The sequence below is a fragment of the Bacillus yunxiaonensis genome (assembly GCF_037104695.1).
In the GTDB taxonomy this organism is placed as follows: Bacteria; Bacillota; Bacilli; order Bacillales; family Bacillaceae_G; genus Bacillus_A; species Bacillus_A yunxiaonensis.
Map to the genome: position 1 here is coordinate 243,447 of NZ_JBAWSV010000006.1, position 21,832 is coordinate 265,278.

Here is a 21,832-nt window from a genome sequence, read left to right on the forward strand (position 1 = left end):
TAAAGTTGATAAAATTGTTTTTATAATTTTCTAAAAATATTGAAATTTAACCACGAAACTAATATACTTCATTTAAGGAATTTTTTCCTTAAATAATCCGAAAATAAAATTGGCTATGTAAGTTGAATGAAAAAGGAGCTGAAATAAGTGTCTCAAATAACAATGATTCATAATTTAATCGAGGATACCAAAGACGAAGTGATTGGATGGCGAAGATATTTACACAAGTATCCCGAGCTATCTTTTCAAGAAGAAAATACAGCACAATTTGTTTATGACACGCTACAAACTTTTGGTGATTTAGAAATTTCACGTCCGACAAAAACAAGTGTTATGGCTCGTTTGATTGGTCAGCAACCAGGGAAGGTTATTGTACTGCGGGCAGATATGGATGCGCTTCCAATTGAAGAAGAGAATGATTTTGACTTTGTGTCACAGAATACAGGCGTGATGCATGCTTGCGGACATGACGGACATACGGCGATGCTGCTTGGTGCGGCAAAGATTCTTACACAGTTAAAGGATCGAATTAAGGGGGAGGTGCGCTTTTTATTTCAACATGCTGAGGAACTACCGCCCGGTGGTGCCCGAGAGATCGTACAAACCGGTGTGCTTGATGGAGTAGATATGATTATGGGAACTCATCTCTCGTCGATGGTTCCTTTAGGGAAAATTGGTTTGAGTTACGGTCCGATGATGGCTGGAGCTGATACTTTTAAAATTACCGTGGTGGGTAAAGGGGGACACGCCTCACAGCCCGAACTAACCGTTGACCCTATTGCAATTGGAACTCAGATTGTAACAAATCTCCAGCACATTGTTTCGAGGTATCGAGATGCTCAGGAAACTCTTGTGATTTCAGTGACTCAGTTCTTTGCAGGAAGTGCGATTAACGTTATTCCCAGTAGGGTAAGCATTGGAGGATCCGTTCGAAGCTTTAATCCGGAACTGAGGGAAAAGATTCCAACTTTTATCGAACGTATAGTAAAGGGGATTACAGAAGCGCATGGAGCTACTTATGAATTCGATTATCAATTCGGTTATGCTCCGACCATTAATGATCAAGAAGTAACACGATTGATGGACGAAACGGTCTGTGAAGTATTTAGTGAAAATAGTCGAGAGATTTTAAAGCCAATTATGGGGAGTGAAGACTTCTCTGCCTATCAAAAAGTAGCTCCGGGATCTTTTATTATGATAGGAGCTCGTAATGAAGAAAAAGGGATTATTTATCCTCACCATCATCCCAAATTTACTGTCGATGAACAGGCTTTACAATATGGAGTGAAGTTATTTGTTCACGGGACTTTTAAAATGTTAAACCTGACAAACTAGGGGGATAAAAGTATGAAACCCATATATTGGCTTAGTGCTATTCCGTTTTTGGGATTTATTTTAGGTGCTTTGTTTACAAATAAGGTGACTCCCTATGTTTTGGGAATGCCATTTTTCCACTTTTGGATTGTACTCTGGTCTTTTATAACTACAGGTATTATGTGGATTATATATATACTAGATCCTGCTAATCAGAAGGGAGATTCAAGATGAATATTGCCGTGTTATTCATCCTATTCTTTTTCGTCATTTCTGTTTTGATTGGTATTCGGGCTAAAAAAGGACAAGAAATGAACTTAGAACAATGGTCTGTTGGAGGACGCGGAATGGGAACTCTATTGATTTTCCTCTTGTCCGCAGGTGAAATGTATACTACCTTTACCTTTTTGGGTGCAAGCGGTTCGGCTTATGGGGAGGGAGGTTCCATTTTTAGTATCGTAACATACGGTTGTCTGGCTACAGTAATCTCCTACTGGACATTTCCTGCTATTTGGAGATATGCAAAGAAACATCAATTAGTTTCCCAATCGGATTTTTTTGTAAAAAAATATCAAAGTCCTTATCTTGGTGTGCTTGTTGCGGTTATAGGTGTTATAGCTTGTACTTGCTATTTAGTTCTGCAATTGAAAGGGCTAGGATATATCGTTTCTGCAACATCCTATGGGGTCATCTCTTCTACAACCGCTATTTGGTTTGGAGCAATTGGAGTAACTATTTTTGTGATGGTTTCCGGTATTCACGGCTCTGCCCGGACATCTATTTTGAAGGATATTCTGATTCTTGGTATTGTCGTGTTTTTAGGAGTTTATTTTCCTATTCATTATTATGGCGGTTTTCAACCTATGTATGAGGCTATCGAAAAAGTAAAGCCGAACTTTACCATACTTCCTGAACAAGGAATGAGCATATCGTGGTATATATCGACTGTGATATTAAGTTCCATTGGATTTTATATGTGGCCGCATGGGTTTTCTCCCATTTTTGCTGCCTCTAGCGAAAAAGCTTTACGAAAAAATGCAATCCTAATGCCAATGTACCAATTGATTTTATTGTTTGCCTTTTTCGTCGGATTTGCAGCTATTTTACAAACACCAGGGTTAAAAGGCAGCGAAATCGATCTTGTTTTGCTGCAGCTTTCTAAGCAGGCTTTTGATCCATGGTTTGTCGGGTTAATTGGTGGAGCTGGCGTGTTAGCCGCTTTAGTACCAAGTTCTTTGCTGTTAATGGCAATATCAACATTGCTTGCTAAAAATATATATCACGTATTCACTCCATCTGCAACAGACAATCAGATTGCAAAATTGGTAAAATACTTGGTTCCCTTTATTTCTCTCGTAGGGATTTACTTGACCTTTAAAGGTGGAAATACCCTCTTTAGTCTTGCTATAATCGCTTATAATTTTATCACACAACTCGCTCCTGCATTTTTCGCCAGTTTGATGAGAAAGAACTTTGTGACTAAACATGGAGCATTTGCTGGGATTATAACAGGGGGACTGCTAGTCTCTATTATGGACTTAGGTAACATAAAAATTGGTCAAATGTTTCCTTATCTTCCTCAAGCAATTAAAGACTTGAATGAAGGAATTGTCGCCTTATTTGTTAATATTGTAGTCTTAGTGATTGTCAGTTTGATGACAAGAAATATTGCTTATACTCATCAGGATGCCGATGTTTTGGAGACAACAGTAATAGAGAGTAAGGCCTGATACAAAAAGACTTTAACAGCTAACCCAACATGGCTATGCTAACTTCAAAGGGTAATTCACTTACGCTAACCATATAAAAAAGAACCGTCCTTTTTTGAGAGAATTAAGTCACCGCAACAAAATCACAAAAAGAAAGAAGCTTTCTCCAAAAGGTCGTTATTCAACGACCTTTTGGGAAAGCTTCTTCTATTTAATCTCACGAAGCATCTGCACCTTCAAACTGACTATTATAAAGCGAAGCATAGAAACCATTAGCTTTCAATAACTCTTCATGATTACCTTGTTCTACAATATCCCCGTCTTTCATGACAAGGATTAAATCTGCATCACGTATTGTTGATAATCTGTGAGCGATAATGAAGCTTGTTCTGCCTTCCATGAGATTTTCCATCGCTTTTTGAATTAGTACTTCTGTACGAGTGTCAATCGAGCTTGTTGCTTCATCGAGTATTAATATTTTCGGATCCGCTAGAAGGGCGCGAGCAATTGTTAATAACTGCTTTTGTCCTTGGGATACGTTGCTTGCTTCTTCGTTTAATTCCATATTGTATCTATTTGGTAAGGTCTTTACGAAGCTGTGAACGTGAGCTGCTTTCGCTGCTTCAATTACTTCTTCGTCAGTAGCATCGAGTCTACCGTAACGTATATTTTCCATGATGGAACCGTTAAATAGCCAAGTATCTTGAAGTACCATACCGAACATGTGGCGTAAATCTTCTCGCGTGAAGTCTTTTATATCGTGACCATCTATACATATAGCACCGCTATTTAAATCATAGAACCGCATTAACAGCTTCACGATTGTTGTTTTACCTGCTCCAGTTGGTCCTACGATCGCTACCTTTTGTCCAGGCTGAATATGAGCTGAGAAGTTATTGATGATGATCTTATCTGGGTTATATCCAAATTGAACATCTTTGAAGGTAACTTCTCCGTTAACTTCTTGCAGCTTAACTGGATGTTCTGCTTCTGGAATTTCCTCTTCTTCATCTAAAAATTCGAAAACTCTTTCTGCAGCAGCAGCTGTGGATTGAAGTACGTTCGCGATTTGAGCTACTTGCGCGATTGGTTGCGTAAAACTTCTCACATATTGAACAAAGGCTAAAATATCTCCAACTGCAATTGTTCTCTTTACCGCAAGCCATCCTCCTAAAATAGATACAGCTACATAACCGATATTACCGATAAACGTCATAATCGGCATCATCATTCCAGATAAAAATTGAGACTTCCATGCAGAGTGGTAAAGGGTATCATTAACCTCTTCGAACTTTTTAACTTCTTCTTCTTCAGTGTTAAAGGCTTTTACGATATTGTGACCACTATAAATCTCTTCTACTTGACCGTTCACGTGTCCTAAATACTCTTGCTGGGATTTGAAGTATTTTTGTGATCGTTTTACGACTGCCATGATGAGCATCATGGATACTGGCAATATTAAAAGCGCTACTAATGTCATTTGCCAGCTGATTGATAACATCATGATGAGTACACCGATGATTGTAATAACGGATGTGATGATTTGCGACATACTTTGATTTAAAGTCTGGCTCACAGTATCTACGTCATTCGTAATTCTAGATAATACTTCTCCGTGTGTCGTTTTATCAAAGTATTTCAGCGGCATACGGTTAATTTTTTCATCAATTTCTTTTCTGAAATTATAAGATACCTTTTGTGCGACTCCAGAAATGATATAGCCTTGGATAACGCCAAACGCAGCGCTCGCTATATATAATCCAAGGAGTATAACGACAATGTTTCCAATATAGGTAAAGTCAATTGCAGCACCTGGCGCTCCCGTTACCTTGCTTACGAGTCCTTCGAAAAGCTTTGTTGTTGCTTTACCTAAAATTTTTGGACCTGCGATTGCAAAGGCAGCACTACCAATTGCAAAAATAATGACGATCAAAATTGATAGCTTATATGGCTTTAAGTATTGAAGTAACTTACTCATCGTTCCCTTAAAGTTTTTTGCCTTCTCAATCTTTCTCATGCCGCCGCCCATAGGACCGCCGCCATGGCCACCGCCACCAGGACCACCAGGGCCTCTTCTATTTTCTATTTTTCTATCGCTCATGATGACAGTTCCTCCTTCGAAAGTTGTGATAAAGCAATTTGCTTATACACTTCACAGTTCTCCATAAGCTCTTCATGAGTACCGATTCCTACTATTTTTCCTTCGTCAAGTACAATGATCTTATCTGCATTCATGATCGTACTAATTCTTTGTGCAATAAGTAGAACAGTACTTCCTGCAATCTCATTGTTCAAAGCTTTACGCAATGCTGCGTCTGTCTTAAAGTCAAGAGCTGAGAAACTATCATCAAATATGAATATTTCGGATTCCTTCGTAAGAGCACGTGCAATCGAAAGTCTTTGTTTTTGACCGCCTGAAACGTTCGTACCGCCTTGTGATATCTCTGTACGGAAGCTTTCAGGTTTCGCATTAATAAACTCCATAGCTTGCGCGATTTCTGCGGCTTTTGTTAGTTCTTCTTCAGTTGCTTCTTTCTTACCGTATTTCAGATTACTTTCGATCGTACCTGAGAATAGAACTCCTTTTTGTGGTACATAACCAATTTTTTCTCTTAATTCCTTCTGAGATACTTCTCTAACATCAGTGCCATCTATTAAGATTTGGCCACTTGTTACATCGTAAAAACGTGGAATTAAGTTTATTAATGTTGATTTACCGCTACCTGTACTTCCAATGAAAGCTGTCGTTTCCCCAGGTTTTGCGGTAAAGCTGATATTGGAAAGCACATCTTCTTCCGCACCTGGATATCTAAAGCTAACATCTTTGAATTCAACGTAACCTTTCTTGTCTGAAGCGAATGTTTTTGGTTCCTCGACGTCACGAATAGAAAGGTCAGTATTTAAAACTTCCGCGATACGTTGTGCGGATACAGAAGCACGTGGAATCATAATGGATACCATAGAAATCATTAAGAAGGCCATGATGATTTGCATTGTATACTGCATAAATGCCATCATGTCACCAACTTGCATATGTCCCATATCCACTTGGTGTGCTCCAACCCAAATAATAAGTACAGTAACGGCATTCATGATAAACATCATCATTGGCATCATAAATGACATTAAACGGCTTACAAATAAATTTGTTCTTGTTAAATCTTGATTTCCTTTTTCAAATTTCTTTTCTTCATACTTTTGATTATTAAAAGCACGAATAACGAGCATACCTGTTAAAGATTCACGAGTGATTAAGTTAATTTTATCTACTAACTTTTGGATACTCTTGAACTTAGGAATTGCGACGCTAAATAAACCAATGACTAAGCTTAAAATCGCGATAACTGCAACGGCGATAATCCATCCCATGGAAAGGTCTGTAGTAAGTACTTTGATCACGCCGCCTATGCCTAAAATCGGTGCATAGAATACGATTCGAAGCATCATAACCATAAGTGTTTGCACTTGCTGAATATCGTTTGTACTTCTTGTGATTAAAGATGCAGTAGAAAACTTATCAAACTCCGCATTAGAGAAGCTTGTAACTTTCCGAAATACTTTCTTTCTAAGATCTCTGCCGAGTCCTGCAGCTACTTTTGCAGCAAGTAAACTCACGATAACGGTAGCGGCCATACTCACTAAGGATAAAAGCAGCATTTTCCCGCCAGAAGTAAGAATGTAATTTGTTTGAAGCGTATTCGTATTTATACCGATCGTTTTATACTCATTCTCAATAAATGCAACAGCTGACTGTGTTATCATGCTGCCTGGCATCTTCTTAAACTTTTCATCTGCCTTTTCTTTCATTGCATCAATTTGACTTTGAGGCAGTTTAGAAATGACGGCAAAAGGATCTGTATTTGGCGGAAGATTCATCGGTGCTTTGTTACCACTTGGCGCAGCGGATGTATTACCTTTTTCAATTCCCTCTGTAATTAAAATTGGTTTACCAAATAGATCGTTAAGTTCACTAATTGTATCCTTATCATTTGTATGTAGCTTATAAAGTGGTTCTTTATCAAGCTGTGGATAATCTTTTAAGTAACTTTGCAACTCACTTTTAGAAAGATCCTTCTTATCTAAAAGCACATAGTTATCATCTACTTTTTTCTTTTCATTTTCATTCATAAAGAGTGTAAGTTTATCCATCTCACTTTTACGAATGACCTGAGGTACTGCGTTTTCTACACCTTTTTGTTGAATACCTACATTCACGATGTTAGACATGTAGTCTGGCAGTGATAGGTCACATATCGCTTGCACGGTTAAAAGACATATAACTGCAATGATTGAGGCAACAAATGGTTTTAAATGTTTGATTATCTTTAACATTTAATTCATCTCTCCATTTTCCTTTTCGAATTTTTTAGTGTTTACTTTATTCTTCATAGTAATTCATTTTACCCGCTTTTTAGGTGCTTCGACTACATATTAATTCTATGACTATATTCAGATGTAATGCAACTTTTAGGGCATGTAAATACAAATTAAAAACTAGAGGGGAGAGAGGATCTGGCCATGTGTAGAAGTGGTTCGTACTAGGCGTGTTGATTAACGAAAAATAGGGGGATGTTTATCACATTTTTGGGATGGTTCACAAAATTAAATCATTTGGTTGTCCAGCTATGCGTGAACAGTAAAACCCCCACCTCAACGTTCAGTAAAAGTAAAGATGTTAGGTGGGGGGAGTTCAATGAATAATGAGGTGATTTGCGTTCAATCAAATAATTTCTTCTTCTAATTTATCTGGAATCATAATGAAACAGCCGTTTTCATCAATATCAATTAATTTTTTTCTTTTTAACTGAGTAATTGTACGACTAACCGTTTCCCTCGATGTTCCAATCATATTGGCGAGTTCTCGATTTGTAAATTGAGTCGTTAATGTATATTTCTCATTTACCTGTATACCATTTGATTTACATAAGCGAAGCAATAACTTAATAATTTGTTCATACGTATTATGAAGAATTTGCTCTTCTAATCTGTCCTGAAGATCCACAATTTTTTCTCCAAGAACCTTAAACAATTTTATACATAATTCAGGATACTGAATTAAAATTTTCTCAAAATCAGCGATTGGAGTAACAATTAATTGCGCAGACTCAAGTATTTCGGCATGTGCTGGGAAGGTACCTTTTCGAAAGAAACCAGCATGGGGGAACATTTCTCCAGCTTGAAGCACAGAAACAATTTGTTCTTTACCGGTTACATCCGTTTTTTGAATTTTCACCTTACCTGAGTGGATAAAAAACACACGGTCAAGTATGTCACCCTGCATAAATACAAATGATTTTGCTTTATAAGTTCGCATTTGTGAAATATCGACAATAGGCTGAAGCTCTTCTTCTGAAAGTTCTTTAAAGAGGGGGACTTCCCGTAAATGCTGTTTGATCATGTCTTCTTTCATATGTACAACTCCTTCATAATTTCAGACATATTCCTTTTATTATAAATTTATATCAAGCCGCTCAATGAAGGTGTGATAGAAGTCATATTTGTGATAGAAAATGTGAACATTTTTTCCAAAACGAAAAAGTGTAGTAAATATCATAAGGTAGTATAGCGTTAATTTGCTCTGTTATTCGCGGGTAGTAATACCTGGATATCCTGATGTGAAAATTTACAAATGAATAGTTAACTTTCAGTAGGGGATGAAGAAAGCCCTACTGCAAAAGGTTATCAAGACCTAATTTATAAAAAACGTTATAAAATCAACCCCCTCACATATTATATATATCTAATATGTGAGGGGAGTTTTTAATTAAATTAATCAAAAAAAATTGATTTATTTCTTGCGTTAAACAAGAAATCTCACATAAAATAAAAAATATCAAAAAAATTTGATGAATGAGGTTGGATGATATGAACAAACGATTTGAACAATATGAGAAAAAATTTAAAGCTCTTGCAGATCAAAAAAGATTAGAGATTATGTATGAACTTTGTCAAAGAGGCAGAACTTGTGTATGTGATTTAACAGAAGCATTTGGCATGACACAATCTAAGTTATCTTACCATCTTAAAATCTTGCTAGACGCAAATTTGATAATCAAAGAAACAGAAGGTACTTGGAGTTACTATGATTTAAATGATACAGAAGTAAATAATCTATTATCAGAAGAACTTTGTTGCATTTTTAGAAAAACAGGAAAAGGAACTTGTTGCTAAATTTTTTTAAACTATACATCAAATTTTTTTGATTAATTTTATGTAAAATCAAAGGAGGAATTTGTAATGAAATATGTACATGTTGGGATTAATGTTACAAATTTAGAAAAGTCTATTGAATTTTATGAAAAAGCATTTGCAGTAAAACCAGTTAAGGTGAAAAATGATTATGCAAAATTTTTATTAGATACTCCAGGACTTAACTTCACTTTAAATGTAAAAGATGAAGTATCCGGAAATCAAGTGAATCATTTTGGGTTCCAAGTAGAAAATGAAGAAGAAATAAAAATCCATAAGGATCGATTAGAAAAAGAAGGCTTTTTTGCAAGAGACGAGATGAATACAACATGTTGCTATGCTGTACAAGATAAGTTTTGGATAACTGATCCTGACGGTAACGAATGGGAATTTTTCTATACAAAGGCAGATAGCGATGTTCATAAGGTAGAACCTACATCTTGCTGTTAATATGAAAGGAGCATCTTATGAAAAGACTGTCATTTTTGGATCGATACTTAACCCTTTGGATTTTTCTCGCCATGGCTCTAGGAATCGGGATAGGGATACTATTTCCTCAAATTACGAGTAGCATAAATAGTTTACAAGTGGGTACAACATCTATCCCACTAGCAATAGGCTTAATTTTGATGATGTATCCCCCATTAGCAAAGGTTCGTTATGAAGAAATGGGGAGAGTATTTAAAGATGTAAAAGTATTAGTATTATCACTAGTTCAAAACTGGATAATTGGGCCCGTCCTGATGTTTGCTTTAGCTATAATATTTTTACCCGATAAACCAGAATATATGGTGGGCTTAATTATGATTGGTTTGGCTCGCTGTATTGCAATGGTTATTGTTTGGAATGACCTAGCAAAGGGAGATACTGAGTATGCTGCAGGTTTAGTAGCTTTTAACTCCGTATTTCAAATGTTATTTTTCTCCGTGTATGCATATGTGTTTGTAACAGTAATTCCCGAATGGCTAGGAATTGAAGGAGCTATTGTTGATATTACAATGGCAGAGGTTGCGAAATCAGTGTTTATATACTTGGGAATACCGTTTATTGCTGGGATGTTAACTCGTTTAATCCTAGTAAAAACAAAAGGTCGTCTATGGTATGAAAAAGTATTCATTCCAAAGATTAGTCCAATTACTTTAATCGCATTATTATTTACAATTATTGTGATGTTCTCTTTAAAAGGAGAGGTTATTGTAAGTGTACCACTTAATGTTATACGTATTGCGATTCCATTACTCATTTATTTCGTAATTATGTTTTTCGTTTCTTTCTTTATGGGCAAAAAAATTGGTGCAAGTTATGGAGTAACAACAACATTAGCATTTACAGCAGGAAGTAACAATTTTGAATTAGCGATTGCTGTTGCAGTAGGTGTATTTGGAATTCAATCAGGCGCAGCGTTTGCAGCAGTTATTGGACCGTTAGTAGAAGTTCCAGTTATGATTGCACTTGTTAATGTAGCACTTTGGTTCCAACGTAAGTACTTTCAGATACAACAAAGATAAACATTCATAGAATAGGTGGAATTAAAGTGGATAACAAAAAAACGATTTACTTTTTATGCACTGGAAACTCTTGCCGTAGTCAAATGGCTGAAGCTTGGGGTAAAAAATATTTAGGCAACAAATGGAACGTGCTGTCAGCTGGTATTGAAGCACATGGTGTAAATCCAAACGCTATTAAAGCAATGAAAGAGATAGATATTGATATTACAAATCAAACATCTGATACTATTGATCCGGAAATTTTAAATACTGCTGACCTTGTTGTAACACTTTGTGGTCATGCGAATGATGTTTGTCCAACAACGCCTTCACATGTAAAAAGAGTTCATTGGGGATTTGATGATCCTGCGGGGCAAGAGTGGTCTGTATTCCAAAGAGTACGCGATGAGATTGGTACACGTATTAAGAGATTTGCTGAAACAGGAGAATAATATCAATAAGAGACCGTTAATACATTTAGAGCCAGTGTATTAACGGTCTTTCTTTATTTTCTGTTCTATAAAAACTGTTTCCTAAATCATGAATGTGTAGTTAATAATTATATAATGTGCTAAAAAGGAGTGCTGGACTCCCATATTAAACATAATATCCGTTTTTTAATGCAGTGTATTTAAATTAAAGTGATATAAAAGGAACTGTTGAGTAGCAATAAAGTTACTCTACTAAAGGGCCAGATTGTGGAAGATGATGATAATATTTTGTTTGAATATGAAGTATTACACTTAAACTAATGGTGCAGGTTAATTGAAGAAGAATGGATTCCAGAAGATCGTTATTAGAGTTGATTTTTTTCTTTGTCACTGTTTCAGATAAAAGAGCTACTATTTGAAGCACGTTGGAACCCTATTTATAGCGATAATATTGTATGAATTGGAAAACAATAGTGCTTATTTAGGAAAGGAAGGATTGCGAATGTCTGTGAAAAAGTGGTTAACTGGATTGGCCGTTTTGCTTGCGATGATTGTGGTTGTGACAACTCCGGTCTCACTCAGTGTATTTGCCGAATCCGGGGTCGTAACACAGCCTATTGAGTCAGTAAAAGTGATTGAGGTCGAGTTGAACGATGATTACTTTAATCCGAATGTCATCACGATTCCGATTGGAAGAACGACAACGTTGATATTGAAAAACCAAGGTAAGAAAGAGCACACCTTCACAGTAGAAAAGCTCAGAATTGACGCCGTAGTCCAGCCGGGAAAAGAAAAAACCATTACCGTGAAACCTCAAGATCCTGGTACATATGAACTGATATGTCGGTACCATTTCCAGAAAGGAATGGATGGAAAAGTAATAGTCAAATAACAAGCAGGGCCAATAGGGCCTTGCTTGTTTAATAAGCAGCTACTTAAATAAAAAAGTTGTTTATTTTTTTGCGAAGGGAACGAAAAAGGAGGGGATAGCCCCCTTTTAAGTTATCCCCTACAACTACCAAGTTAAGGGTTCACCTTTTTGCTATTTAAGCTTGTGCAATTGCACGTGGAAATAGAATATTATTTTCTAAATGAATATGCTGGAATAAATCAGATTCAAGGGCTTCAAGTCGTTGATAGACAAGACGATACGTACCACAAGCACCTGCTGGAGGAGTAAAGTCATTCGTAATCTCACGAAGTTCCTTAATAATATTGCCAGCGTGGTTATGATCATTTTCTAATTCATCCACTACTTTGCGTAAGTTTGTGTAATTTTCATCGCTTGGATTTTGCTCAAATGCTAAAATTAATGGGAAATTTTCTGTTTCTTCTTTAATTAAATGTTGTTCTAATTCAGTTTTTAATTCATGAAATAACTTGTGAATTTGAGCTAAATGAGGTTGCCCTGCTCCGTGAACGCGTAACACTTTTGTTACGTATGGACTTAATAGTGGTAACTCTTCGTTTAAATAGCGATGATGCTTATTCACAACATAGTCAATCAATTCGCTATAAGAAGCTGTTTTCCAATCAATTTCAACTTCGTTTAATAGTTTTGTTTCATGATAAAGGGTATTTAACTTTGTTAAAACCTCTTCTGCTGATAAATTTCTTTCGTTAATAGCATCGATAAGTGGTCTATTACCACCACAACAAAAATCGATTCTATATGATTTAAAAAGATCACTAGCCTTTGGGAATTTTGTAACGATCTCACCAATAACAGAAGTCTCAGTAAATGTATGTTCCATATGAATGCCCCCATAAAGTTCAAATTTAGTATCTGGATTAAGAATATCAATAATTTTGAACCTAAGTGGTGATATACATCACTTGTCATGTGTTAAGTTCATCACCGTGGTTTGCCATTGTTTTTATCCCAAGTTTGATACGATCCATAGTACTTTATGTTAGAAATATTTCGATTCTAAAAGTGGGGATTTTGAAGATTATCAATTCTATTTATTTTTTTGTTTCAGTAGTATTGTTAGCCAGAGCATTACTGTAATAGCTTATTCACCGAATGGGCCGGCTTTAGTTCAAAATAAATATGTCATAAAAAATACTTTAGTAAAGAAAAAATTTTCATTTACTAAAGTATTTTTTTATTTGTTTTTGCAAAATGTGATTCAAGTTCTCTTTTTATCTTAGGAAAATTTTTATCATACATTTGTTGTTAAGAGATAACGATCAGGAGGAATTAAAAAATATGAATAGAGAAATTAAGCTAACTTCTATTTTCATGGATTGAAATTCCCTTAACAGCCCCTTACAAACCCCTACCAAACCCCTTACAAGTAATAAATCATTACAAAAACAAAATAAAAAACAACTACTACAAGAATCATTTCAAAAGAAATAACATCATAGTAATTAAAAAAATTTAAAATCAATTACCAAATTTCTTCTCTCATTCTTATATCTATGAAAGAAGCGGCAATTTCACATTTGTCATTAAAGGTGGGAGGAATACATATGGCAGTATACCGGAATGTACAGGTGAATTTTTGGCAGGATGATTTTGTATTGGACTTAACGCCGGAGGAGCGATACTTTTACATATACTTGCTGACATGTTCTAAAACGACGCAATGCGGCATTTATCCGTTGCCGAAGCGTTTGGCGGAGATGGAAACAGGCTACAACAGAGAGACTGTTGATAAATTGGTTCAGCGGTTTATCGATTATGGGAAGATATTATATGATGCAAAAACGAAGGAGTTATTTATCCTGAATTGGTTGCGCTATAACCCAGTTACGAGCACGAACGTTGAGAAATGTGTATTGCGTGAGTTAAAGACCGTGAAAAGTAAAAAGTTTGTCCATATGTTTCTTCAAAAATGCTTGGAGGAAGAAATGAGCATTCCGCTATTGCTGGAGCATTTCGGTGAAGAGCCTCAGGATGCTCCAGAAGATGACTCCGAAAGCTTTGAAGCAGATGAAAAAATAGATTCCGATTGTAATGTATTCACGTTTTATGAACAAAACTTTGGCAGCTTGTCGCCATATACCGCAGAGGAACTACAAGCATGGATTGATGATCTATCAGAGGAGCTCGTTTTGAAAGCACTCCAGATTGCCTATGAAAATAACAAGCGGGCGCTTGCTTACGTGAAGGGTATTTTACGAGATTGGCACGGAAAGGGATATACGAAACTTAGTGAAGTAGAGGAAGCGGCAGTGAAGTTTCGGAAGAAGGAATCGTCTGCTATTTATGAGACTGAGAAGTTTCTAGAGGAGTGTGAAGAGTGGGAGAAAAACGTACCATCTGAAGAAGAGCTGCAGAAGTTCTTGCAGGAAAAGGGGTGGCGTCCATGAGCATTCAAAACGTTGAGGCTGAACAGACCGTATTAGGGTCTTTGCTGCTTGATGGTGAATTGATTAAGGAGTGCCGACTGACGGAGCAGCACTTCTCTATGCCTGTGCATCAAGCGATATTTAAGTTAATACGGAAAATAGAGGAAGACGGACAGCCGCTTGATCTTGTTACGCTTATTTCGAAAATGGATCCTTCTTTTTTGGAGCAAATTGGCGGGATGGAGTACTTTGTAAATATCATCGAGAGTGTTCCGAATACTGCTAATTTCTCCTATTACGAGGGGCTTGTTCGGAGCGCATGGAAAATGCATCATGCGGGAATCATGGCGCAAAACATGAGTGCACGTCTTCTTACGGAGAAGGACGAGAAAGTAATCGGTGAGACGATTACAGCACTCTGTGAACTAGAAGAGGTGGATTGTACACTCGATTTTGATTTGAAGGATACTTTAGTCGGCTTGTATGAAGAGTTTCATCAGGATGCAGAAGAGCTTACAGGCATTGAGACTGGTTTTTCCTCTTTAAACAAGATGACGTGCGGCTTGCAAGATGGTGAGTTTGTTGTGATTGGTGCACGGCCGTCTATGGGAAAAACGGCGTTCGCCTTAAACATTTCGCTGCACGCGGCAAAATCGGGTGCGGCAGTTGGATTGTTTTCTTTGGAGATGAGTGATAAACAACTACTGAAACGAATGGTTTCCTGCACCGGAGAGGTATCAGGGAAAAGGCTGAAAAATCCGAAGCATCGTTTTACGATCGAAGACTGGGAGAAAACAAGCCGGGCATTTGCGGAAATTGGAGATCTGCCGCTTGAGATTTATGACAAAGCGGGCATCACAACGCAGGAGATTTGGGTGCAAGTGCGAAAGCTGAAACGAAAGCATCCAAATAAAAAACTGCTCGTTATCATTGATTATTTGCAGCTCATTACTGGTGATTCGAAACACAGGGGAAACCGGTTTCAAGAAATGAGTGAAATCTCCCGCAAGTTGAAACTGATGGCTCGTGATTTGAATGTGTGCGTCGTAGCGCTGTCGCAATTATCCCGGGCAGTGGAGTCGCGCCAAGATAAACGTCCGCTCTTATCTGATCTGCGAGAGACAGGGCAGATTGAGCAGGATGCAGATGTGATTATGCTCATGTACCGGGATGATTATTATGATCAGGAGACAGAGAACAAGGATGTTACAGAAATTCATGTAGCGAAACATCGGAACGGACCTGTTGGGGTTGTGAAGCTGCGGTTTTTGAAGGAGTATGGGCGGTTTGTGGAAGGGAATAGGTGAGGAGATTCTTTAGAAACAATTATAGTTTATCAGAGATTAATCAAAATGCTATTTAATCACATTTTGATCAGTGTTTTTACATATGGCGGTTTTGTTTCTAAGTTAATTTCTGCATTTTATATAATTTACAAATCATATAAAGTAAAGGAAACCAGTCTTAGGATCTATTAAAAAGTAATAATTATTATGATGGATAAAAAGAGAGGAGAGGGGTTGTAAATGACTGTAGTGCAAAATGGAATATTGCAAGTGCATGAAGCGAGTATCTACTATGAAGTACGTGGAAAGGGACCTGTACTTCTTTTCATTCATGGAGGAGGTGGTGATGCTGATAAGTTTCTGAAGGTTGCAAACCGCCTTGCTGACCGGTATACCGTTGTTACCTATGACCGCCGCGGCCATTCCCGTAGCGATCTCGCTAATCGAACTGAGGATTATTGTGTAGAAACACACAGCGACGACGCTCACCGCCTAATAGCCGAACTTACTGATGAACCGGTGTACGTGTTCGGAAGCAGCTCCGGTGCTGTCATCGGAATTGATCTATGCATACATCATCCAGAACAGATTAAGTTACTGATACCACACGAACCAATCTTACTGCAATTTTTATTTGGAAATGAGTTAAAACAAGCTGAGCAATTCATGGAAAATCTTAAGAAAAATCATCGAAGTGAGGTCATTAAATTATTGTCAAATTTGGAAATGGACGCTATGGAGCCTGGACAATCGAAAGATATACTAGCAGAGCGTCTTCTTGGGAATTCAACGTATTTCGTTAAGCATGAAATCCCAGGAATTCTTAACTATTCGTTAGATATCGATGGATTGAAGTGTGCATTAAAGTCTTCATCGATGCAGATACTTCCAGCTGCAGGGAGTGCATCACGAGATTTTTTTGCTTACCACTGCACAGTCGCATTAACGGAACAACTAAGAACAGAAGTTATGGAGTTTCCTGGACATCATGTGGGCTATAACACAATGCATTATAAAGAGTTTGCGGAGAAGTTACACAACATTTTAGTAAATTATTAGAAGAGGGTGTAGTTAAGAACAGAAAAATTATGTATTAAGTATTGCTTCACATTAAAGATGTTTCATTACAAATAAATTCGCTATATTTACAGTACTGTTGTTTAAAATCGCTAACTACCTTGTTCCATTTAAACTATTAACTATACTAAGTACAATGTTAGTAGGTGCTCTTTATTCAATTCAAGCGGCATTCTCCTATTGAGAATACGGCTTAAAAACAGATATCTTCTTAGTATAGTTTCATTAAAGTAAACTCTTAGAAATTTAAATATTATTTAATAGGAGAACGGCAAGTTCCTATTTTTATACCTAAAGAATTGTAGTGATTTTTTATGTGTATAATTGGTTGATGACGTGTAACTTCATCAATTAAATGATTTATTTTTCGAAGATTAACTGGCTTATTCATTAATAAGTCGTTAAAAGTTTGCTTAATTTCTTTTGGATAAACATTTCCTACCATACTGGAAAGACCGTTACAACCATCAATCATCTTTGCTGTGAAGTTTATGTCTCCACCGGCAAACATAATGAAATCATCAGGTAAATTTGTGTTACTATGACGTTTGACATCGCTCTCTTCTTTAAGTCCTACAAGATTAGAATGTTTTTGACCAACAAGGGTCTTAAATGATTCAGCATCCAAGTCAAATCCTGTTCGGAAAGGATTATTATAAAGTACAACGTTTTTCGTTGTATGTTCTAGCAACTCATTTATATAGAGAATTGCTTGCTGTTGTGTCGGTTGGATATAAGGTGGGAATTGAATTAAAATCGAATCAAAAACAGAATTTTCAATCTTATTAATGAGCTTTAATGCATCTCTTGTTCTTGTAGCCGATACACCAAACATGAGTTCAACATGATTAAAATTTTGCTTGTTAAAATAATCAATGATTTCCATCCGTTCTTCAATGCTCATGGAATTTTGCTCACCTGTAGTACCAGATACAAGTAATGACTCTATTCCGTTATCTGTTAAATATTCAACAATTGAATTAAAGCCTTCTAGATATAAACTTTCATCATCATGAAAGGGAGTAGGAATAGCAACATTTAAATTTTTCATCAATGATATCCTCCAGTATTCATATACATTCCAAAAACTAAATTGGAGATAAGGGTAAATATTCAAATCGTTTACACAATATCCAAAAAGTATAATTAGAACAAAATTTTATATGTTAGGTCATATTTGAATTTATCTTTACTTATTTTTATCTTGCTTTACTATATGTCGCGGCGAGGTACCTACTGGCTCTTCTAAAAACCATGTTCCCATTGAAGTAAGAACCGGTACATCCTGAAAAGTGAAGAAAATGGCATCCTCTGTTTCTGAAGTGTTGCAATGTTCATGGGAGGACCAAGGAGGAGCTAGGAATAAATCACCCTTTTCCCATTCAATCTTCTCACCATCTACAATACTAAATCCTTTGCCCTGAAATACGAAATTGAGGGCTACATTCGTATGGCGGTGGGGCTTATTGTGCTCACCAGGTTTGAAAATTTGTACGACCACATTCATTGTTGATGAAGTTCCATGCGCATCTCCTGTATCTTTATGAATGAGTGATAGTGTTCCACGTCCAGCTTCAAGAAAGTCCTCCGATACTGATTCCTTAAGTAAAGGATAAATGTCTTTCCATTTCCAAGAACATGCTCTGATTGCAGGCTTCCTGCTTTTTTTCAAAAACTCACTGTAGTTAATAATATCTGTTGTCTGATTACTCATTTTGTTCTCCTCCTCAAATTTTTAATCTAACTCATTCCTACTAAAACTTAAAAATTGAAAGGTTGCCCGCTCATTAAATAAAGGAATTTAGCAAGCGGAGCTTTGATTTCATTAAAAGTTTAAAATAGTTCAATTGATAGTACAATTCAATTATTTATATAATAATAATAGGTATAGCCTATGATGTAATCCCTGTACATATAGATTGTTAGATTATATATAGATAAATCTTCTCACGATTCTACAAACTATTATCATTTAGATTGGAGGCCTTGAAATGGAATTAAGGCAGCTTGAATATTTTTATGCAGTATGCCAAGAACTTCACTTTACAAGAGCTGCAGAAAAGGTTGGTATTTCTCAACCTTCTTTAAGCCAACAAATTCGGTTGTTAGAACATGAACTTGGAACACCTTTATTTGATCGAATTGGTAAAAAGACGGCTCTTACAGAGTCAGGAAAACTACTTTTAAAGTATACTAGCAATATTTTTTACGAATTAGAACAAGCAAAAACTTCAATAAATGAATTGAATGGGCTGAAAAGAGGAACGATTTCTATCGGGACATTGTTAACAGTTGAAAATTATCTAATTCCACCTGTCTTACTTCATTTTCATCGTCTATACCCCGGTATTAAGATAACTGTACTTGGGCTGCGCACGGGGGATATTCAAAAACACTTGTTAGAAAATAAGTTAGATTTAGGAATTGTTTTTTTGCCTATGAAAGGAGATGAATTAGAACAAATTTCTTTATACACAGAGGAAATGGCGTTTGCGGTACCTATTGGACATCCGTTAGAGGAACAAGATATGTTAGGATTAGAAGCATTGCAAACAACATCTTCTATTCTACTTCCAGAAAACTATTTTATAAGACAACTTATTAATAAAGGTTGTAAGGAATTAGGTTTCATTCCTGAACCAGTCTTTGAAATTACGACGATGGAATCTTTAATTAATATGGTTATTGAAGGAGTAGGGGTAACGATATTACCTAAACCATACTTAGAGTACCTTAACAATCCTAATATAAGAATTCTTCCAATTTCGAATTCTAATCTTACTCGGGAAATAGGAATTGTCTATAGAAAAGATAAATATTTATGTGCTGCTGTACATATTTTTATTAATCAGCTAAAGGATGTATCGCTTACATTATAGTACCTATGGAAATAGGTAATAAACTCTCTTACGTGACCACATGCCCATCAACTTAAGAACTCAAACTCATAATACCCCAAAAAGAAAGAGCCTGTTTGAAAAAAATGAATCAGAACAGGCTCTTTCTTTTATCTCAATTCAACTGATGCTGGGAAATATCATCTTAAGTTTATCGCCACTCAACAATCTCATCGAGACTTTGTCTTGTTTTTGGACGTTTGGGATCTTCTTGTCGATATCCGAAGGCGACCATACAGGATACACTGAAATCGTTGCCGTTAATGATACCTTCATTTTGTAAAATAGCGTTCACCTGCTTTTTATCAAAACCTTCGATCGGACAGGAATCAATACCGATTTGAGCCGCCGCTGTCATCATGTTTCCCAATGCTATATATGTTTGTTTGCTTGCCCATTCAAAAATGAGACGATCATTATCTTCGAGTGCTGTTTCGACAAAGGATTTATAGAAACTGGAAAGATGCTGCACAACTTCTTCAGGCATATGATGAATGTCTTTCATCATTTTAATCACGTAAGCCGAATCATGCCTCAAGTCTTGTCTGGCCAATATAACTACAAAATGGCTGGAAGTAGGCAGTTGTCCTTGGGCACCGCCAGATACAGGCTTTAATTTTTCACGAAGCGTTGCATCCTGGATCACGACAAACTTCCAAGGTTCGAGGCCAACTGAACTTGGCGACAATCTTCCCGTCTCTAAAATAAAGTGAAAATCTTCATCCGAAATCTTTTTGTTGATATCAAATACCTTGCAAGCATGTCTGAACTGGTAAGCTTTTAAAATTTCCTGTTTTTTACTCTCCGCTCTTATCATGTGAAATCAACCTTTCTTTCTGTTTTTTGGTGAACAGATTTTTCGGAAAATCAAGGGATCTGTATGTACACTGTTTGCTAACAGATCTGTTGATAGCATAACCTGTTTTTGGAAAACTTTGCATTAAAAACCTTTTCTGTTGACTAGCTTCTTATACTAAACCGTCCTCGTTAGTTGATAAAGAAGGTAACTTTTTTATGGGGTTCCGTCCCATTGCTATCAAGTTAAGAAATCCATTCTTTCACAAAATAAGAAAATGAACTAAATTTCTATGGACAACTATGAAAGGATAAAATTTTCGTTTTGGGGATATTTCAAAATCTTAGGTTGACGGGCATGTGGCGGGATCCAAAGAATACTACGTTCAAATCCAGGGTAAAGGTGAGATCAAAGGTCTATACTTTATCTACTTATGATAAAGATGGAGACGAAAAGAAAACAGATATACCAGACACATACATACAAAGTTCTAATTAGTAACATACCGCTAGAAGGAAAAAACGTATACGTAGTGGACCTGTTGAAACAAAAAGAATTATGAAAAAATGAATATCGTGAAGGAAATGATTTTGATGAAATTTTAAGGTTTATTTATATAAATTATGTTTTGCTTTTGAAAATAAGAAAATGGACGAAAAACTAGGAGGAATTTTTCATGACGGATTGGTTTCAATTAGATAAAGAATACATTATGTCTACGTATTGTCGTACGAATATTGCGATGGAAAGAGGAGAAGGTTGTAAACTGTATGATGTGAACGGTAAAGAATATTTAGATCTATTTTCCGGTGTAGGTGTGAATTTATTAGGCTACAATCACCCTAACATTGTGCAAACTACATTAGAACAAGTTACGAAATGCTTGCATCTTCCATTCCATTTTTTAAATCCAGTGGCGATTGAATATGCAAAGAAATTAGTTGATTATACTTTGCGAAATGGTAAGGTCTTCTACACAAACTCAGGTACTGAAGCGACAGAAGCAACACTGAAATTAATTGACAAATATAGATCTATAACAAACGAAGAACGTGAAGGAGTAGTTGTACTGAAAGATAGTTTCCACGGGCGTACATTAGGAGCTCTTCACTTTACAAGACAAGAAAGTATATATCAAAATTTCCCGAAAACATCTATTCCTGTATATGAAGTGGAACGAGAAAATTTAGAAGAACTAGAAAGAACGATTATTAATGAGAATCCCATTGCAATTATGCTAGAGCCTGTACTAGGAAGTGGCGGGATATTTCCTTTATCAAGTGAATATTTAGAAGGGGTTCAGCTTCTATGTGAAAAATATAGTGTAATTCTAATTTTTGATGAAA

At 36.4% G+C, this 21,832-nt stretch carries 20 protein-coding genes and 1 pseudogene; 14 read left to right on the forward strand and 7 right to left on the reverse strand.

The genetic code is table 11. The features are described from left to right. Positions 1-162: 162 nt before the first annotated feature. The 3 genes from WAX78_RS18505 to WAX78_RS18515 are packed head-to-tail and all read left to right on the forward strand — an operon-like array spanning position 163 to position 3,044. Positions 163-1,335, forward strand: coding sequence for a M20 family metallopeptidase (locus tag WAX78_RS18505; protein ID WP_336483488.1), 1,173 nt, complete (start codon positions 163-165; stop codon positions 1,333-1,335). Positions 1,336-1,347: 12 nt separating this feature from the next. Then, positions 1,348-1,548 (forward strand): DUF3311 domain-containing protein, encoded by a 201-nt coding sequence (locus tag WAX78_RS18510; protein WP_336483454.1) that lies wholly within the window; start codon positions 1,348-1,350, stop codon positions 1,546-1,548. Then, on the forward strand, positions 1,545-3,044 hold the full coding sequence (locus WAX78_RS18515; RefSeq protein WP_336483455.1) for a sodium:solute symporter family protein: 1,500 nt from the start codon (positions 1,545-1,547) through the stop codon (positions 3,042-3,044). Before WAX78_RS18510 ends, WAX78_RS18515 begins: the two co-directional genes overlap by 4 nt. Positions 3,045-3,240: 196 nt before the next feature. Here the strand turns inward: WAX78_RS18515 and WAX78_RS18520 are convergent, their stop codons facing one another. The 3 genes from WAX78_RS18520 to WAX78_RS18530 all read right to left on the reverse strand — a co-directional run bounded on the left by WAX78_RS18520 (position 3,241) and on the right by WAX78_RS18530 (position 8,433). Further along, on the reverse strand, positions 3,241-5,124 hold the full coding sequence (locus WAX78_RS18520) for an ABC transporter ATP-binding protein (protein WP_336483456.1): 1,884 nt from the start codon (positions 5,122-5,124) through the stop codon (positions 3,241-3,243). Beyond that, positions 5,121-7,355: an ABC transporter ATP-binding protein gene (locus WAX78_RS18525; RefSeq protein WP_336483457.1), complete on the reverse strand. Its 2,235-nt coding sequence runs from the start codon at positions 7,353-7,355 to the stop codon at positions 5,121-5,123. Before WAX78_RS18525 ends, WAX78_RS18520 begins: the two co-directional genes overlap by 4 nt. Before the next feature lie 388 nt (positions 7,356-7,743). Beyond that, positions 7,744-8,433 (reverse strand): Crp/Fnr family transcriptional regulator, encoded by a 690-nt coding sequence (locus tag WAX78_RS18530; RefSeq protein WP_336483458.1) that lies wholly within the window; start codon positions 8,431-8,433, stop codon positions 7,744-7,746. Positions 8,434-8,888: 455 nt separating this feature from the next. On the opposite strand from WAX78_RS18530, the gene arsR reads away from it, so the two are divergent. From arsR to WAX78_RS18555, 5 genes are all read left to right on the forward strand, one after another. Then, on the forward strand, positions 8,889-9,194 hold the full coding sequence (gene arsR / locus WAX78_RS18535) for an arsenical resistance operon transcriptional regulator ArsR (RefSeq protein WP_413789209.1): 306 nt from the start codon (positions 8,889-8,891) through the stop codon (positions 9,192-9,194). Between the two features lie 66 nt (positions 9,195-9,260). Next, positions 9,261-9,662, forward strand: coding sequence for an ArsI/CadI family heavy metal resistance metalloenzyme (locus WAX78_RS18540; RefSeq protein WP_336483461.1), 402 nt, complete (start codon positions 9,261-9,263; stop codon positions 9,660-9,662). 17 nt (positions 9,663-9,679) lie between these two features. Further along, a complete protein-coding gene (arsB, locus tag WAX78_RS18545) occupies positions 9,680-10,720 on the forward strand; it encodes an ACR3 family arsenite efflux transporter (protein ID WP_336483462.1) in 1,041 nt (346 codons plus the stop codon). 26 nt (positions 10,721-10,746) lie between these two features. After that, positions 10,747-11,151 carry an arsenate reductase (thioredoxin) gene (gene arsC / locus WAX78_RS18550; protein WP_336483463.1) on the forward strand — a complete coding sequence of 135 codons (405 nt, stop codon included), beginning with the start codon at positions 10,747-10,749 and terminating at the stop codon, positions 11,149-11,151. Between the two features lie 481 nt (positions 11,152-11,632). Next, positions 11,633-12,022, forward strand: a complete 390-nt coding sequence (locus WAX78_RS18555; RefSeq protein ID WP_336483464.1) for a cupredoxin domain-containing protein — start codon at positions 11,633-11,635, stop codon at positions 12,020-12,022. Positions 12,023-12,176: 154 nt separating this feature from the next. Here the strand turns inward: WAX78_RS18555 and ric are convergent, their stop codons facing one another. Beyond that, complete coding sequence (ric, locus tag WAX78_RS18560; RefSeq protein ID WP_336483465.1) at positions 12,177-12,884, reverse strand: iron-sulfur cluster repair di-iron protein; 708 nt, start codon at positions 12,882-12,884, stop codon at positions 12,177-12,179. 101 nt (positions 12,885-12,985) lie between these two features. On the opposite strand from ric, the pseudogene WAX78_RS25315 reads away from it, so the two are divergent. The 4 genes and pseudogenes from WAX78_RS25315 to WAX78_RS18575 form a co-directional block, all read left to right on the forward strand. After that, a pseudogene (locus tag WAX78_RS25315) lies at positions 12,986-13,141 on the forward strand (YwiC-like family protein); the annotation flags it as partial. Between the two features lie 467 nt (positions 13,142-13,608). After that, a complete protein-coding gene (locus WAX78_RS18565) occupies positions 13,609-14,451 on the forward strand; it encodes a DnaD domain-containing protein (protein ID WP_336483466.1) in 843 nt (280 codons plus the stop codon). Continuing rightward, on the forward strand, positions 14,448-15,737 hold the full coding sequence (gene dnaB, locus WAX78_RS18570) for a replicative DNA helicase (protein ID WP_336483489.1): 1,290 nt from the start codon (positions 14,448-14,450) through the stop codon (positions 15,735-15,737). The genes WAX78_RS18565 and dnaB overlap by 4 nt, the downstream gene beginning before the upstream one ends. A 219-nt stretch (positions 15,738-15,956) precedes the next feature. Beyond that, the gene (locus WAX78_RS18575) at positions 15,957-16,775 is read left to right on the forward strand and encodes an alpha/beta fold hydrolase (protein ID WP_336483467.1); all 819 of its coding nucleotides are present in this window, start codon (positions 15,957-15,959) and stop codon (positions 16,773-16,775) included. 271 nt (positions 16,776-17,046) lie between these two features. Here the strand turns inward: WAX78_RS18575 and WAX78_RS18580 are convergent, their stop codons facing one another. Together WAX78_RS18580 and WAX78_RS18585 are read right to left on the reverse strand one after the other, a co-directional pair. Then, complete coding sequence (locus tag WAX78_RS18580; RefSeq protein WP_336483468.1) at positions 17,047-17,844, reverse strand: dihydrodipicolinate synthase family protein; 798 nt, start codon at positions 17,842-17,844, stop codon at positions 17,047-17,049. A gap of 138 nt (positions 17,845-17,982) precedes the next feature. Further along, positions 17,983-18,507, reverse strand: a complete 525-nt coding sequence (locus WAX78_RS18585; protein ID WP_336483469.1) for a cupin domain-containing protein — start codon at positions 18,505-18,507, stop codon at positions 17,983-17,985. A gap of 277 nt (positions 18,508-18,784) precedes the next feature. Here WAX78_RS18585 and WAX78_RS18590 point away from each other — a divergent pair, with 277 nt between their 5' ends. After that, positions 18,785-19,672 (forward strand): LysR family transcriptional regulator, encoded by an 888-nt coding sequence (locus WAX78_RS18590; protein WP_336483470.1) that lies wholly within the window; start codon positions 18,785-18,787, stop codon positions 19,670-19,672. 169 nt (positions 19,673-19,841) lie between these two features. Here WAX78_RS18590 and WAX78_RS18595 read toward each other — a convergent pair whose 3' ends face one another. Then, positions 19,842-20,507, reverse strand: a complete 666-nt coding sequence (locus tag WAX78_RS18595) for an NAD(P)H-dependent oxidoreductase (RefSeq protein ID WP_336483471.1) — start codon at positions 20,505-20,507, stop codon at positions 19,842-19,844. Between the two features lie 655 nt (positions 20,508-21,162). Here WAX78_RS18595 and WAX78_RS18600 point away from each other — a divergent pair. Continuing rightward, a partial coding sequence (locus WAX78_RS18600; RefSeq protein ID WP_336483472.1) for an aspartate aminotransferase family protein occupies positions 21,163-21,832 on the forward strand: 670 nt, incomplete at its 3' end.